Origin of the sequence: Streptomyces sp. NPDC059454 (genome assembly GCF_042749965.1) — a bacterium.
GTDB lineage: Bacteria > Actinomycetota > Actinomycetes > Streptomycetales > Streptomycetaceae > Streptomyces.
Window position 1 is genome coordinate 1 of the sequence record NZ_JBHYVC010000002.1, and the last position, 13,896, is coordinate 13,896.

General features: G+C 70.8%; 13 protein-coding genes. 2 read left to right on the forward strand and 11 right to left on the reverse strand.

What is annotated here, in order from left to right; genetic code table 11:
* Window positions 1–232 precede the first annotated feature (232 nt).
* Window positions 233–1,249: a sigma-70 family RNA polymerase sigma factor gene (locus tag ACFXAE_RS01410; RefSeq protein ID WP_384706464.1), complete on the forward strand. Its 1,017-nt coding sequence runs from the start codon at window positions 233–235 to the stop codon at window positions 1,247–1,249.
* Here ACFXAE_RS01410 and ACFXAE_RS01415 read toward each other — a convergent pair.
* Window positions 1,133–1,531 (reverse strand): STAS domain-containing protein, encoded by a 399-nt coding sequence (locus ACFXAE_RS01415; protein ID WP_384706466.1) that lies wholly within the window; start codon window positions 1,529–1,531, stop codon window positions 1,133–1,135. The two genes, ACFXAE_RS01410 and ACFXAE_RS01415, sit on opposite strands and share 117 nt — an antisense overlap.
* A gap of 128 nt (window positions 1,532–1,659) precedes the next feature.
* On the opposite strand from ACFXAE_RS01415, the gene ACFXAE_RS01420 reads away from it, so the two are divergent.
* Window positions 1,660–2,580, forward strand: a complete 921-nt coding sequence (locus ACFXAE_RS01420) for an AEC family transporter (protein WP_384706468.1) — start codon at window positions 1,660–1,662, stop codon at window positions 2,578–2,580.
* Window position 2,581: 1 nt separating this feature from the next.
* Here the strand turns inward: ACFXAE_RS01420 and ACFXAE_RS01425 are convergent, their stop codons facing one another.
* The 10 genes from ACFXAE_RS01425 to ACFXAE_RS01470 form a co-directional block, all read right to left on the reverse strand.
* A complete protein-coding gene (locus ACFXAE_RS01425) occupies window positions 2,582–3,166 on the reverse strand; it encodes a Uma2 family endonuclease (protein WP_384706470.1) in 585 nt (194 codons plus the stop codon).
* Window positions 3,167–3,260: 94 nt separating this feature from the next.
* A complete protein-coding gene (locus tag ACFXAE_RS01430; RefSeq protein WP_384706867.1) occupies window positions 3,261–4,538 on the reverse strand; it encodes a thymidine phosphorylase in 1,278 nt (425 codons plus the stop codon).
* 90 nt (window positions 4,539–4,628) lie between these two features.
* Window positions 4,629–5,042, reverse strand: a complete 414-nt coding sequence (locus ACFXAE_RS01435; RefSeq protein WP_384706472.1) for a cytidine deaminase — start codon at window positions 5,040–5,042, stop codon at window positions 4,629–4,631.
* Window positions 5,039–6,313: an ABC transporter permease gene (locus ACFXAE_RS01440; protein WP_384706474.1), complete on the reverse strand. Its 1,275-nt coding sequence runs from the start codon at window positions 6,311–6,313 to the stop codon at window positions 5,039–5,041. Before ACFXAE_RS01440 ends, ACFXAE_RS01435 begins: the two co-directional genes overlap by 4 nt.
* Window positions 6,310–7,434: an ABC transporter permease gene (locus ACFXAE_RS01445; protein ID WP_384706476.1), complete on the reverse strand. Its 1,125-nt coding sequence runs from the start codon at window positions 7,432–7,434 to the stop codon at window positions 6,310–6,312. Before ACFXAE_RS01445 ends, ACFXAE_RS01440 begins: the two co-directional genes overlap by 4 nt.
* Window positions 7,434–8,993, reverse strand: a complete 1,560-nt coding sequence (locus tag ACFXAE_RS01450; protein ID WP_384706478.1) for an ABC transporter ATP-binding protein — start codon at window positions 8,991–8,993, stop codon at window positions 7,434–7,436. Before ACFXAE_RS01450 ends, ACFXAE_RS01445 begins: the two co-directional genes overlap by 1 nt.
* Before the next feature lie 198 nt (window positions 8,994–9,191).
* A complete protein-coding gene (locus tag ACFXAE_RS01455; RefSeq protein WP_384706480.1) occupies window positions 9,192–10,241 on the reverse strand; it encodes a BMP family protein in 1,050 nt (349 codons plus the stop codon).
* A 255-nt stretch (window positions 10,242–10,496) separates the two neighbouring features.
* Complete coding sequence (locus tag ACFXAE_RS01460) at window positions 10,497–11,549, reverse strand: BMP family protein (protein WP_384706482.1); 1,053 nt, start codon at window positions 11,547–11,549, stop codon at window positions 10,497–10,499.
* 390 nt (window positions 11,550–11,939) lie between these two features.
* Window positions 11,940–13,169: a M20 family metallopeptidase gene (locus ACFXAE_RS01465; RefSeq protein WP_384706869.1), complete on the reverse strand. Its 1,230-nt coding sequence runs from the start codon at window positions 13,167–13,169 to the stop codon at window positions 11,940–11,942.
* Between the two features lie 437 nt (window positions 13,170–13,606).
* Window positions 13,607–13,849: a hypothetical protein gene (locus ACFXAE_RS01470; RefSeq protein ID WP_384706484.1), complete on the reverse strand. Its 243-nt coding sequence runs from the start codon at window positions 13,847–13,849 to the stop codon at window positions 13,607–13,609.
* Window positions 13,850–13,896: the final 47 nt, after the last annotated feature.

Sequence of the window (13,896 nt, forward strand, 5' to 3'; positions counted from 1 at the left end):
GGACGGGCTGATCCAGCCCGTCCGGCGGGTGAGGACGAGGTCCGTTCAGGGCCGACGGGGGTCCGGGGCGCAGCCCCGCGGGACGGGACGGGAAGGGGCGGCGGGAGCGCGGAAACCTTCTGCGTCAGCAGCCCTGACCTGCGCGTTCGTTCACTCGGAGGGCCGTTGTCAGTGCCGTGCGGTAGCTTCCGGAGTGGTGGACCACAACGACACCACATGGGGTGGGTGGACGATGACGAACGGCACCGCGACGACGACCGACCTGGACGCCAGGCTGGAGGCGCACCGGGTCGAACTGACCGGGTACTGCTACCGGATGCTGGGCTCCTCCTTCGAGGCGGAGGACGCGGTGCAGGACACGATGATCCGTGCCTGGCGCAGCTTCGACAGGTTCGAGGGCCGCTCCAGCCTGCGCTCCTGGCTCTACCGCATCGCGACCAACGTCTGTCTGGACATGCTGGCGGCGGGCAACAAGCGGGCCCGGCCGATGGACCTGACGGAGTCCACACCGCTGGCGCGGGCCGCCCTGTCGCCCCGCCCGGACAGCACGTGGCTGGAGCCGGTGCCCGACTCCCGGGTGCTGCCCACGCCCGCCGACCCGGCGGAGGCGGCGGTCGCCAAGGAGTCGGTGCGGCTCGCCTTCATGGCCGCGCTCCAGCAGCTGCCGGCCAAGCAGCGGGCGGTGCTGATCCTGCGGGAGGTGCTGGCCTGGAAGGCGAGCGAGGTCGCCGAGCTGCTGGGCACGTCGGTCGCGTCGGTGAACAGCGCGCTCCAGCGGGCCCGGGCCACGTTGGCGGAGCGGCAGCAGCCGGGAGCCGACGCGTCGGTGTCCGACCCGCTGGACGAGGAGCAGCAGAAGCTGCTCGAGCGCTATGTGGCGGCGTTCGAGGGGTACGACATGTCGGCGCTGACCGCGCTGCTGCACGAGGACGCCGTCATGACGATGCCGCCGTTCGACCTGTGGTTGACCGGCGTCGACGACATCACGGGCTTCATGACGACGCTGGGCGCGCCCTGCGCGAACTCGCGGCTGGTACCGGTACAGGTCAACGGCCTGCCCGGGTTCGCGCAGTACAAGCCCGACCCGGAGGCCGGCGGGTACATGCCGTGGGCGGTCCAGGTGCTGGAGATATCAGACGGCCGGATCACCGGGTTCCACTGCTTCCTCGACACCAAGCGGTGGTTCCCGCTGTTCGGGCTGCCCCTCCATCTCGAAGCGGAGGCCGACCAGGTCGAGCAGGGCGCATAGCGCCGGGGAGGGGTCGCGCAGCCGTATCCGGCCGCCGGACCGGTGAGCGGTGAGCTGGAGCCGTGCGAGCAGGTTCACGGCGGCGAGACCGGCCGGCCCCAGCCCGGCCACATCGCACACGACCACCCGCCCCGAGCCGCCACCGCCTCCCCCGTCCATCAGCGCCCGCAGCGCGTCGCAGGGCCCGCTCACCTCGTCCCGGGTGAGGGGGCCGCTGAGCACGAGTACGGGCGGTGTCATGGCGTCCACGACCGGTAGACCGGGCGGCGGCGCGTAACTCATCGCCGGAGGCCGGCGCCGCAAGGATCACATTGACCTGCGCATGCCCCTCCCCGGAGGGTTGGGTGTATGCGCCATAGATCATCCCCGCCCCCGGTGTCCGGTGCCCTTCGTGTCCGCGGGGAGCTGCCGTGCAGGGGGTGCTGAGCGGATTCCTGGTGATCGCCGTCGTCATCGGCGTCGGCTATGTCATCGGCCGCCGGGGGTACCTCGGCGCACAGGGCCGCGAGGTCCTGACGAAGCTGGCCTTCCACGTGGCATCGCCCGCGCTGCTGTTCACCACGCTCGCCCGGGCCGACCTGTCGGTGGTCTTCTCCAGCCGCCTCCTGGTCACCGCGCTGAGCACGGCGGCGGTGGCGGGCGTCTTCGTCGCGGTGGGTGTCGTACGCGGCTGGGGCGTGGGCCGCACCACCATCGGCGCCCTGTGCTCCAGTTACGTCAACTCCGGCAACCTCGGCATCCCGATCGCCGTGTACGTGCTGGGCGACGCCTCGCTGGTGGCGCCGGTGCTGCTGTTCCAGCTGGTCGGGGTCACACCGGTCGCGCTGACGATCCTGGACCTGTCGACGGCGGGCGAGAAGCAGCCGCTGTGGCGGCGGCTGTTGACCCCGTTGCGCAATCCGATCGCGGTGGGGTCGCTGGCGGGGGTGGCGGTGTCGGCGGCCGGGGTCGAGATACCGGGGCCGGTGTGGGACCCGGTGACCCTGATCGGCAACATGGCGGTCCCCGCCGTGCTTCTCGCCTTCGGCATCTCGCTGCGCGGCAGCACGCTGCCCCTGCGGGGCGGTGATCGCGGGGCGGTGCTGCTCGCCGTGGGTCTGAAGGCGGTGGGCCAGCCGCTGGCCGCCTGGGCACTGGCGGTGGGCGTCTTCGGCCTGGACGGGGCGCACCTGCTGGACGTGGTGGTGACCTCGGCCCTTCCGGCCGCCCAGAACCTCTTCACGTACGCGAGCAGCTACCGGGTGGGCGAGAAGCTGGCCCGGGAGGCGATCCTGGTGTCGACGGTGCTGTCGGTGCCGGTGCTGGTGGTGGTGGCGACGCTGCTGGGGTGAGTCAGGTCTCCGGGAACTCGCCGGTGTCGATGACGAGGTCGAAGGGGGCGGGGAGCTTGACCGGCTCGCCGAACTTCGCGGTGCTCAAGGGGCGGTAGACGTCACCCCTCGGTTCGCCGTAGAGCGTCGCGGTCGGACCGTCGGGGGCCCAGCGGTCGACGAGGAGGTAGAGCGGGATGCCCGCGGTGGCGTAGGCGGCGGGCTTACTGACGCGGTCGTCGCGGGCGTTGGACTTCGAGGTGACCTCGACGACCAGCTCGGCGAGGGCGGCGGGGATGTGGGTGTCCGACTCGGTGTGGTCCCGTACCGGGGCTACCACGAGGTCTGGGATGAGCATGCCCAGACGTGACGGCACAGCGATGGCCAGGGTCTGGAAGATCTCCCAGTCCTCGGGGATCACGGAGTAGAGGCGACGCTGGATGCGGGCCGCGATCACGTTGTGACGGTACGCGGGAGCGGGTGACACGGTGATGATCCCCTCAATGATCTCCACCTTGCTGCCCTCGGGCCATTCCATCTCCTCCCAGAACCGGACGAGGTCGTCCCAGTTCTGGTCGGGCTCCTGGCTCACGGTGAGTGCGCTCATGGCGGTCTCCTTCGGTGCGTCACCGAGTACAGCATGCCGAACGGGACCGGTGGGGGTCCACCGGTCCCGTTCACCCGATCAGGGAAACCGCAGGTCAGGCGATACGTTCCAGCACGACCGGCGTGGCGGAGAAGTCCGTGCCGGGACCCGCGATGTCGTACGCGCCCTCGACCGCCTGGAGCGCGTAGTCGAAGCGCTCCGGGGTGTCCGTGTGGAGGGTCAGGAGGGGCTGGCCCTCCGTCACCGTGTCGCCGGGCTTGGCGTGCATCTCGACGCCCGCGCCCGCCTGCACCGGGTCCTCCTTGCGGGCGCGGCCCGCGCCGAGGCGCCAGGCGGCGACGCCGACGCCGTAGGCGTCCAGGCGGGTGAGGACGCCGGAGGACGGGGCCTTGATGACGTGCTGCTCACGGGCCACCGGCAGTTCCGCGTCCGGGTCGCCGCCCTGGGCCGCGATCATGCGGCGCCAGACGTCCATCGCGGAGCCGTCGGCGAGCGCCTTCGCCGGGTCGGCGTCGCGCAGGCCCGCCGCGTCCAGCATCTCGCGGGCCAGGGCGAGGGTCAGCTCGACGACGTCCGCGGGGCCGCCGCCCGCCAGGACCTCGGCGGACTCGCGGACCTCCAGCGCGTTGCCGGCGGTCAGACCGAGCGGGGTGGACATGTCGGTGAGGAGGGCGACCGTCCGCACGCCGGAGTCGGTGCCCAGGCCGACCATCGTGCGGGCCAGTTCACGGGCGTCGTCGATCGTCTTCATGAAGGCGCCGGTGCCGACCTTCACGTCGAGGACCAGGGAGCCGGTGCCCTCCGCGATCTTCTTCGACATGATCGAGGAGGCGATGAGCGGGATCGCCTCGACCGTGCCCGTGACGTCCCGGAGCGCGTACAGCTTCTTGTCCGCCGGGGCCAGTCCGTCGCCCGCCGCGCAGATCACCGCGCCGGTGCCGTCCAGCACCGACAGCATCTCCTCGTTGGAGAGCAGCGCGCGCCAGCCGGGGATGGACTCCAGCTTGTCGAGCGTGCCGCCGGTGTGGCCGAGGCCGCGGCCGGAGAGCTGCGGCACGGCAGCGCCGCAGGCGGCGACGAGGGGGGCCAGCGGGAGGGTGATCTTGTCGCCGACCCCGCCGGTGGAGTGCTTGTCGGCGGTGGGGCGGGAGAGCGAGGAGAAGTCCATGCGCTCGCCGGAGGCGATCATCGCGGCCGTCCAGCGGGCGATCTCGCTCCGGTTCATGCCGTTGAGCAGGATCGCCATGGCGAGGGCCGACATCTGCTCGTCGGCCACCTCCCCGCGGGTGTACGCGTCGATCACCCAGTCGATCTGCTCGTCGCTGAGTTCGCCGCGGTCCCGCTTGGTGCGGATGACGGAGATGACGTCCATGGCCATGGCCGGCGTTCCTTCCGGGGGTGCGAAGGGTGCGGCCCCTCCGGTCGACGGTAACGGCTGTCGCCCGGAGGGGCCACGGAGGAATTACTTGGTGAGGTGCTGCGGGCCGAAGGCCTGCGGCAGCATCTCCGACAGCGGCAGGATTCCCGCCGGGGTCTCGAGCAGCAGACCGGGGCCGCCGAACTCGTACAGCAGCTGGCGGCAGCGGCCGCACGGGACGAGGATCTCGCCGTCGCCGTCCACGCAGGTGAAGTGCGTGAGCCGGCCGCCCCCGGTGCGCTGGAGCTCGGAGACCAGTCCGCACTCGGCGCACAGTCCGAGGCCGTACGAGGCGTTCTCGACGTTGCAGCCGGAGACCGTGCGTCCGTCGTCGACCAGGGCCGCTACGCCGACCGGGTAGCCCGAGTAGGGGGCGTAGGCGTGGGACATGGCGTCCCGCGCCACGGCGCGCAGCGCCTCCCAGTCGACGTCGGCCGGGGTGTCCCCGGAGGCGGTCACTTGCCCTGTCCCTTCCGGTACGGCATGCCGTCCGCCTTCGGCATCCGCAGCCGCTGTGCGGAGAGGGCGAGGACCACGAGGGTGATGACGTACGGCGTGGCGGCGACGACCTGGTTGGGGACCTCGTTGGTGCCGGCGTACCAGGCGAAGACGAGGGCGCCGACGACCAGGGTGACCACCGCGTGGACGTACTTCTTGCGGACGGCCAGCCAGATCGCGCCGATGAGCAGCAGCAGCGCGCCGAGCAGCAGCAGGGCGTGCACGTTGGCGGAGCCGCCGCGCAGGTTGAGGCTGTCGGTGTAGCCGAAGAGGCCGGCGCCGATGGCGAGGCCGCCCGGCATCCAGTTGCCGAAGATCATCGCGGCGAGACCGATGTAGCCGCGGCCGCTGGTCTGGCCCTCCAGGTAGAAGGGGTTGGCCACGATGGCGAGGAAGACGCCGCCGAGGCCGGCCAGGCCGCCGGAGATGATCACGGCGAGGTACTTGTACTTGTAGACGTTGACGCCGAGGGACTCGGCGGCGATCGGGTTCTCGCCGCAGGAGCGCAGCCGCAGGCCGAACGCGGTGCGCCACAGGATCCACCAGGAGGCGGGGACGAGCGCGACGGCGATCAGGGTCAGCCAGGAGACGTTGGTGACCAGTCCGCCGAGCAGGCCCGCGATGTCGGAGACAAGGAACCAGCCCTTGTCGTTGAGGTCCCGCAGCCCGTCGGACAGTCCCGGCACGGTGAAGTGGCCGAGGGACTCGATCGCCGGGGACTGCTTGGCGGAGCCGCCCGGGTGGCCCTCGAAGGCGAGCGGGGCGAGGTAGCGGGTGGCGCCGAGGGCGAGGATGTTGATGGCCACACCGGAGACGATGTGGTTGACGTTGAAGGTGACGGTGACGATGGCGTGCAGCAGGCCGCCGAGCGCGCCGCCGAGGATGCCGACGAGGACGCCGGTCCACGGGCCCCACTGGAATCCGGCCCAGGCGCCGAACCAGGTGCCGAGGATCAGCATGCCCTCGAGGCCGATGTTGACCACGCCCGCGCGCTCGGCCCAGAGGCCGCCGAGGCCGGCGAGGCCGATCGGGACCGCGAGCTGGAGGGCGGTGGACATCTGGCTGACGTTGGTGATGCCGTCCGCGCCGGTGATGAGGCGGACGATCGAGACCAGTGCCAGGGCTCCGGCGATGACCAGGAGCAGGACGGGCCACGACATGCGGCGGCCGGTCGGCGGTGCGTGTTCCAGCGACGGCTGGTTGACGTCGGTCGCTGTGGTCGGAGCGGTCATCGGCCGGCCACCTCCTTCGTGGTGTTGTTGTCGGCGCCCAGGACGTGCCCTGCGGCGAGTTCGGCGCCGACCCGGCGCTGCTGGCGGCGCAGGCCCCACTCGCGGACGGCCTCGTAGGAGACGACGACCGAGAGGACGATCAGGCCCTGCATGATGACCGCGATCTCCTTGTCGTAGCCGTGGAAGTCCAGCTCGGGCGAGGCCTTGTCGAGCCAGGCCCACAGCAGGGCGGCGAAGGCGATGCCGACCGGGCTGTTGCGGCCGAGCAGGGCGATGCCGATGCCGAGGAAGCCGATGCCGGTGGGGAAGTTGAGGCTGTAGGTGTGGGTGTCACCCATCAGGATGGGCAGGCCCGCGAGTCCGGCGACGGCGCCGGAGAGCAGCATGGCGGTGAGCACCATGCGCTTGGGGCTGACGCCGCTGGCCGCGGCGGCGGATTCGGAGGCGCCGGAGGCGCGCAGGTCGAAGCCGAAGCGGGTGCGGTTGAGGACGACCCAGTAGCCGATGCCGAGCAGCACGGCGAGGACGACCAGGCCGTAGATCTCGCCGGCCTCGCCCATGTCGATGCCGGGGACCCAGCCGGACTCGTGCATCTCGCCGGTGGTGTTGTTGTTGCCGACCTTGACGCCGAAGACGGTGGGCAGCCACAGGTAGCCGATGACGGAGGTCGCGATCGCGTTGAGCATGATCGTGGCGACGACCTCGCTGACTCCGCGGGTGACCTTCAGGACACCGGCGACGCCGGACCAGAAGGCGCCGGTGAACACGGCGGTGAGGAGCAGCAGCGGGATCTGCAGCGCGGCCGGGAGGTTCATGTGGGCGCCGACGACGGCGGCCATCATGGCGGCGAGCTGGTACTGGCCGTCGACGCCGATGTTGAACAGGTTCATGCGGAAGCCGATGGCGACCGCGAGGGCGGCGATGTAGTACATCGAGGCCTGGTTGATGATCAGGACCTGAATGTCGGAGAAACCGGCCTGCTCGAACATCAGGGCGAACGGTTCGACCGGGTTCTTGCCGGAGGCGACCAGGACGATCGCGCTGAGCACGAAGGCCACGGCGAGCGCGATGACCGGCCCGGCCACCGCGAGGAGCACGCGCTCCTTGTCGAACTTCTTCATCAGCGGGCCTCGTCTTCCGCACCTCGGCCGCCGTCGGCCGGGGTCTCTTCGTGCTCCAGGTGTCCGGAGGCGGCGCCGGTCATGGCGGTGCCGAGTGCCTCCGGGGTGATGGTGGCCGGGTCGGCGTCCGCCACCAGCTTGCCGTCGTAGATCACCCGGAGGGTGTCGGACAGGCCGATCAGCTCGTCCAGGTCGGCGGAGATCAGCAGCACGGCCAGACCCTCGCGGCGGGCCTCGCGGATGTGGTCCCAGATGGCGGCCTGCGCGCCGACGTCCACACCGCGGGTGGGGTGGGCGGCGATCAGGAAGCGCGGCTTGTGGCTCATCTCGCGGCCGACGATCAGCTTCTGCTGGTTGCCGCCGGACAGGGAGGCCGCGGTGACGTCGATGCCGGGGGTGCGGACGTCGTACTCCGTCACGATCCGGCGGGTGTCCTCCTGGGCGGCCCCGGGGTCGAGCCAGACGCCCTTGGCGTTGGGCTTCTCGGTGACGTGGCCGAGGATGCGGTTCTCCCAGAGGGGGGCCTCCAGGAGCAGGCCGTGACGGTGGCGGTCCTCGGGGATGTAGCCGATGCCCTGTTCGCGGCGCTTGCGGGTGGCCCAGGAGGTGATCTCCTCGTCGGCCAGCCGGATGACGCCGGAGTCGGCGTGCTTCAGGCCGATGAGCGCGTCGACCAGCTCGGTCTGGCCGTTGCCCTCGACGCCGGCGATGCCCAGGACCTCGCCCGCGTGAATGGTGAAGCTGATGTCGTCGAGCAGGGCCTTGCCGCTCGGGGCCGCCAGGCGCAGCTTGTCGACGGTGATGACGGGGCGGTCGGTGACGGTGGACTCGGCCGTCTCGGGGGTGGGCAGCTCGCTGCCGACCATCAGCTCGGCGAGCTGCCGCGGGGTCGTCTCGGCGGGGACGGCCGTGCCGACCGTGGTGCCGCGGCGGATGACGGTGATCTCGTCGGCGACGGAGAGGACCTCGCCCAGCTTGTGGGAGATGAAGATGACCGACAGGCCCTCGGCCTTCAGCTCGCGCAGGTTGTCGAAGAGCGCGTCGACCTCCTGCGGCACGAGGACGGCGGTGGGCTCGTCGAGGATCAGGGTGGTGGCGCCGCGGTAGAGGACCTTGAGGATCTCCACGCGCTGGCGGGCGGCGACGCCGAGCTCCTCGACCAGGACGTCGGGGCGAACACCGAGGCCGTAGCGGTCGGAGAGCTCCTTGATCCTGCGGCGGGCCCTGGCACCGATGCCGTGGAGCTTCTCGCTGCCGAGGACGACGTTCTCGAGGACGGTGAGGTTGTCCGCGAGCATGAAGTGCTGGTGCACCATGCCGATGCCGCGGACGATGGCGTCGGCGGGCGAGGAGAAGCTCACCTGTTCGCCGTGGATCACGATGGTGCCCTCGTCCGGCTTCTGCATGCCGTAGAGGATCTTCATCAGGGTCGACTTGCCGGCGCCGTTCTCACCGACGAGGGCGTGGACGGTGCCCTTGCGGACGGTGAGGTGGATGTCGTGGTTGGCGACGACACCCGGGAAGCGCTTGGTGATCCCGGCGAGTTCGACGGCGGTCACCGAATCGTTGACCGCCGCTCCGGCCGGAGGGCTGCTGGACGCGTTGATGACGCACTCTCCTGGGGACGGGGGCCGTCTACGCGCGTAGTGCCCCTACGGCATGCAAAGGGGTGGCGCACTCGACCGACGGGGTACGAGGAGCCTGGCTCCTCGTACCCCGTCGAGCGGACGCGACCCCGGGGTCGTTCAGGGGGTGTCTCAGCTCGACTTGACCTTGATCTCGCCGCTGATGATCTTCTCCTTGGCCGTCTCGATGGCTTTCTGGAGCTCGGCGTCGTCCGCGAACTTCGGGTTGGAGTTCGACAGGCTCACCTCACCCGTCTTCAGATCGCCCTTGACGATACCGGTCGCGGGCGTGCCGCCCTCGACCGACTTCGCCAGGTTGTACACCGCCTTGGCGACGTCCTTCATCGCCGAGGTGAGGATCGAGTCCTTGTACTTGGCGAGGGCTTCCTGCTGGTACTGGTCGGAGTCGACACCGATCGCCCACACCTTGTTGGCGGCGGCGGCCTCGATGACGCCCTGACCGGACAGGCCGGCGGCCGCGTAGACGACGTCGGCCTTCTTCTCGATCTGGCCCTCGGCGGCCGTCTTGCCCTTGTCCGGGCTGGAGAAGCCGCCCTCCTCCGCGGTCTGGGTCAGGAACTGCGAGATGACCTTGACCTTCGGGTCGGTGTCCTTGACGCCCTGCTCGAAGCCCGCGCGGAACTTGTGGATCAGCGGGATGTCCACACCGCCCACGAAGCCGACCACGTTCGTCTCGGTGCTCTCGGCGGCGGCGACACCGGCGAGGTAGGAGGCCTGCTCCTCGGAGAAGACCAGGTCGGCGACGTTCTTCGCCTCGATGGTGGCGTCGTCGACGATGCCGAAGGTGGTGTCCGGGTACTTCTCCGCGGCGCCCTTGACGGCGGCGGCGTACGCGTAGCCGACACCGACGACCGGGTTGTAGCCCTGCTTCGCCAGCGAGACCAGGCGCTGCTCCTTGTCGGCGTCCGTCTCGCCGTCGGTGGGCTCGACGTCGGCCGTCTCGTAGCCGAACTCCTTCTTCGCCTGCTCCAGGCCCGCGTACGCGGCGTCGTTGAAGGACTGGTCGCCCTTGCCGCCGACGTCGTAGGCGATGGCGAGGCCCTTGTCGCCCTTCGACTCCGAGGAGCTCGAGGAGGTCGAGGTGCCGCCGCAGGCGGAGAGGGCGAGGGCCAGAGAGGCGGTCGCTGCGCCTGCGACCGTGATCCGGGAAATCCGGCGCATGTGGTGCTCCTAGTCGTACGAGCGCCGGGACGTGTTCAGCTGCGGCGCTGGCTTTCCGCAGATTAACGCGCGTAGACCTGCCTGAAAACCCCTTCTGTCCACCTTGTTATCCGGCCGTGGCCAACACGGCGTCGAGCCGTGGTCGGGGCGTCGCCGGGCGCGAACGCGGGGTGGCTGTGGGTGAGCGGGGGCGGGAACGGCGGAGCGGGCGGACACCTGGGGTGCCCGCCCGCTCCGCGGAGTCCGCCGTTGTTCCTACTGCTCGGTCTCCACCTTGACGGAGCCGTCGATGATGCCTTCCTTGGCCTTGGCCACGGCGTCCGTCAGGCCGGGGACCTCGGCCATCTTCGGGTTGCTCTCGGACAGGCCGACGCCGTTCACCTTGAGGTCGAAGACCTGGGTGCCGGTCAGCGGTTTGTCGTCCTCGACCGACTCGGCCAGGGCGTACACCGCGCCGCCGACGTCCTTCAGGGCGGAGGTGAGGATGTAGTCCTTGTACGCGGCGAGGGCTTCCTGCCGGTACTGGTCGGAGTCGACGCCGATCGCCCAGACCTTCGCCTTGGCGGCGGCCTCGATGACGCCCTGACCGGAGAGACCGGCCGCCTGGTAGACGACGTCGGCGTTCTTCTCGATCTGGCCCTCGGCGGCGGCCTTGCCCTTGTCGGGGCTGGAGAAGCCGCCCTCCTCCGCGGTCTGCGTCAGGTACTGCGGGATCACCTTCACCTTGGCGTTGGTGTCCTTGACGCCCTGCTCGTAGCCGGCCTGGAACTTGTGGATCAGCGGGATGTCCACACCGCCCACGAAGCCGACCGTGTTGGTCTTGGTGGCCTTGGCGGCGGCGACACCGGCGAGGTAGGAGGCCTGCTCCTCGGCGAAGACGAGGGAGGCGACGTTGTCGCCCTCGACGACGGAGTCGACGATGCCGAAGGTGGTCTTCGGGTACTTCGCGGCGACGGCCTTCATCGCGGGGCCGTAGGCGAAGCCGACGCCGATGACCGGGTTGTAGCCCTGGCGGGCCAGCGAGGCCAGACGCTGCTCCTTGTCCGCGTCGGTCTCGCCCTCGGTGGGCTCGACGTCGGCGGTCTTGTAGCCGAACTCGTCCTTGGCCTTGGTCAGGCCGGCGAAGGCGGCGTCGTTGAAGGACTGGTCGCCCTTGCCTCCGATGTCGTAGGCGATGGCGAGGCCGAGGTCTTCCTTGGAGCCGCCGCTGTCGCCGTTGTCACTGCTGGTGCCGCCGCAGGCGGTGGCGGCGAGTGCGAGCGAGGCGACCCCCACCGCGACGCGGCTCAGTTTGGATATCCGACGCATCTGACGCTCCCCATTCTCCAAAGCCCCGCAACGGGTGCTCGGTTCGGCGCACATTAACGCGCGTAGACACTCCTGGGAACGGGGTACCACGGGGCCGTTATCCATTCGTGCCGATGGCCGGTTACGTCCCTGTGAACCGGAGGGCCGTACGGGCCCGAACCGGGCGATCGGTGTGGGACGCGCGGTTGCACGCGCCCCACGCTGCCCCTGGCGCGCGGGGCGCGCAAGCGGGACGGGCGGGAGAGGTGACGGTGAGGGCTGGTGGAGGCGGAAGGGACGGATGGGACGGAGGCCGGTCGGGGGTTCTCGCCCCCGCCGCCCCTTCCCGTCCCGTCTCCGGGGGCGCTGCCCCCGGACCCCCGCTCCTCGAACGCCGGAGGGGCCGGAGTCCTAGCGCAGGGCGTCCAGCAACGCGGCGCCGGTGAAGAGTTCCACGCCGACGGTGATGGCGTGTTCGTCCACGTCGAAGTCGCCCTGGTGCAGGTCGCGCACGGTGCGCTCACCCGGGGGGCGGACACCGAGGCGGGCCATGGCGCCGGGGACGCGCTCCAGGTACCAGGAGAAGTCCTCGCCGCCCAGGCTCTGCTCGGTGCCCTCGACGGACTCCACCCCGCGTCGCGCGATCATGGCGTCGCGCAGCAGCTCGGTGGCGCCGGCCTCGTTGACGACCGGCGGGACGCCGCGCACGTAGGTGATCTCCGACTTGGCGCGGTGCAGGTTGGCCACCTCGTCGATGGCGGCGACCACGATGTCGGGGGCCTGCCGCCAGGTCTCCAGGTCCAGGCAGCGCACGGTGCCGGACAGCTCGGCGTGCTGCGGGATGACGTTGGGCGCGTGGCCCGACTCGACCCGGCCCCAGGTCACGGCGAGTCCGCTGCGGCTGTCGACCCGCCGGCCGACCAGGGCGGGCACGTCGGTGACGACCCGCGCGGCGGCGGTGACCAGGTCGGTGGTCAGATGCGGGCGGGCGGTGTGGCCGCCGGGGCCGTCGAGGGCGATCTCCAGCCGGTCGCAGGCGGAGGTGATGGGCCCCTCGCGCAGGCCGATCCTCCCGGCGTCGACGCGGGGGTCGCAGTGCACGGCGAGGATCCGGCCGATGCCGTCGAGTCCGCCGTCCTCGATGACCTCGGCCGCTCCGCCGGGCAGCACCTCCTCGGCGGGCTGGAAGATCAGCCGCACGGGGCGCGGCAGCAGCCCCTGGCGGTGCAGCTCGGCGAGGACCAGGCCGGTGCCGAGCACGACGGTGGTGTGCACGTCGTGGCCGCAGGCGTGGGCCCGGTCGGGCACGGTGGAGCGGTAGGGGCAGTCGGCCTTCATGTCGGGGATGGGCAGGCCGTCGATGTCGGCGCGCAGGGCGAGCATCGCCGAGTCCGTGCCGGCCTCGCCGTCGGTTCCGATGTCACAGATCACACCGGTGCCGCCGGAGAGGACGCGCGGCTTCAGACCGGCCTGCTCGAGGCGTTCCTTGATCGCCGCGGTGGTGCGGAACTCCTGGTGACCGAGCTCCGGGTGCATGTGCAGGTCGCGTCGGAAGGCCACGAGTTCGGCGCGCAGGGCCTCGGGCAGCGCCCCGGGGAGCACCGCTCCCCCGGGGAGATCGATCTCGGACTCCAGTGACATCAGTGGTTTCACCCTTTGAAGAGTAGGGCTCCGGAGCCGTCCACTGACCCCCGATCAAGAAAAATCAGCCCGTTGGGGGGAGAAAATCCGGCTGCCCTACGCATAGCCGCCTATTGAGATGGGTACACTCACCTACTTTTCGCGAGGGTATAGGCCGATGGCCTGCCGGTCCATGAGGTCGATCACAATCCGGGACATGGTTCCGGCACCCGTCCACTCCTCACGGTTACCACGATCGGCCGAAGGCACGCGGGCGGGTTCATTCGGCGGATGCCGGGGCGCGGCTCGGCAGCGGCCCGTGGATCCGCGGGGCCGCCGCCGTCAGGGCAGCAGGCGGCGTCCGGTCATCGAGACCGGCAGCGAGGCGCACTCCGAGTGACGGCGATCGCCGGCGTCGAGGGCTGCGGCGAGCGGGCCCGTGTCGAGGACGACGGCGTTCACGCCTGGTCGCCGAACCGCTCGCGCATGCGTTCCCGGATGTGGTCGTCATGCCGCTCGGCCAGGTCCTTCGGCCCGTTGACCGCACCGATCAAGGCCGGCAGCCCGTCCGGCGCCGACTGCTCCTCGTCGGGACGCGGCGGAAGTGCCTCGGCGGCCTGTGACAGTTCCTCGTCCTGGGTGACGAGCAGGCGCAGACGCCGCACCTGGGACGGCGTGAGCCGGTCCACCAAGTGGTGCATGTCCTCGTGGTCGAACGCTGGGTCACGCGGCCGGTCCAGGGCAGCGC

Bases quoted from the DNA above. Each gene is read 5' to 3' on its own strand.
- ACFXAE_RS01410 (WP_384706464.1), top strand. From the start codon at position 233: ATGACGAACGGCACCGCGACGACGACCGACCTGGACGCCAGGCTGGAG.
- ACFXAE_RS01415 (WP_384706466.1), bottom strand. From the start codon at position 1,531: ATGAGTTACGCGCCGCCGCCCGGTCTACCGGTCGTGGACGCCATGACA.
- ACFXAE_RS01425 (WP_384706470.1), bottom strand. From the start codon at position 3,166: ATGAGCGCACTCACCGTGAGCCAGGAGCCCGACCAGAACTGGGACGAC.
- ACFXAE_RS01430 (WP_384706867.1), bottom strand. From the start codon at position 4,538: ATGGACGTCATCTCCGTCATCCGCACCAAGCGGGACCGCGGCGAACTC.
- ACFXAE_RS01440 (WP_384706474.1), bottom strand. From the start codon at position 6,313: ATGACCGCTCCGACCACAGCGACCGACGTCAACCAGCCGTCGCTGGAA.
- ACFXAE_RS01445 (WP_384706476.1), bottom strand. From the start codon at position 7,434: ATGAAGAAGTTCGACAAGGAGCGCGTGCTCCTCGCGGTGGCCGGGCCG.
- ACFXAE_RS01455 (WP_384706480.1), bottom strand. From the start codon at position 10,241: ATGCGCCGGATTTCCCGGATCACGGTCGCAGGCGCAGCGACCGCCTCT.
- ACFXAE_RS01460 (WP_384706482.1), bottom strand. From the start codon at position 11,549: ATGCGTCGGATATCCAAACTGAGCCGCGTCGCGGTGGGGGTCGCCTCG.
- ACFXAE_RS01465 (WP_384706869.1), bottom strand. From the start codon at position 13,169: ATGTCACTGGAGTCCGAGATCGATCTCCCCGGGGGAGCGGTGCTCCCC.
- ACFXAE_RS01470 (WP_384706484.1), bottom strand. From the start codon at position 13,849: ATGCACCACTTGGTGGACCGGCTCACGCCGTCCCAGGTGCGGCGTCTG.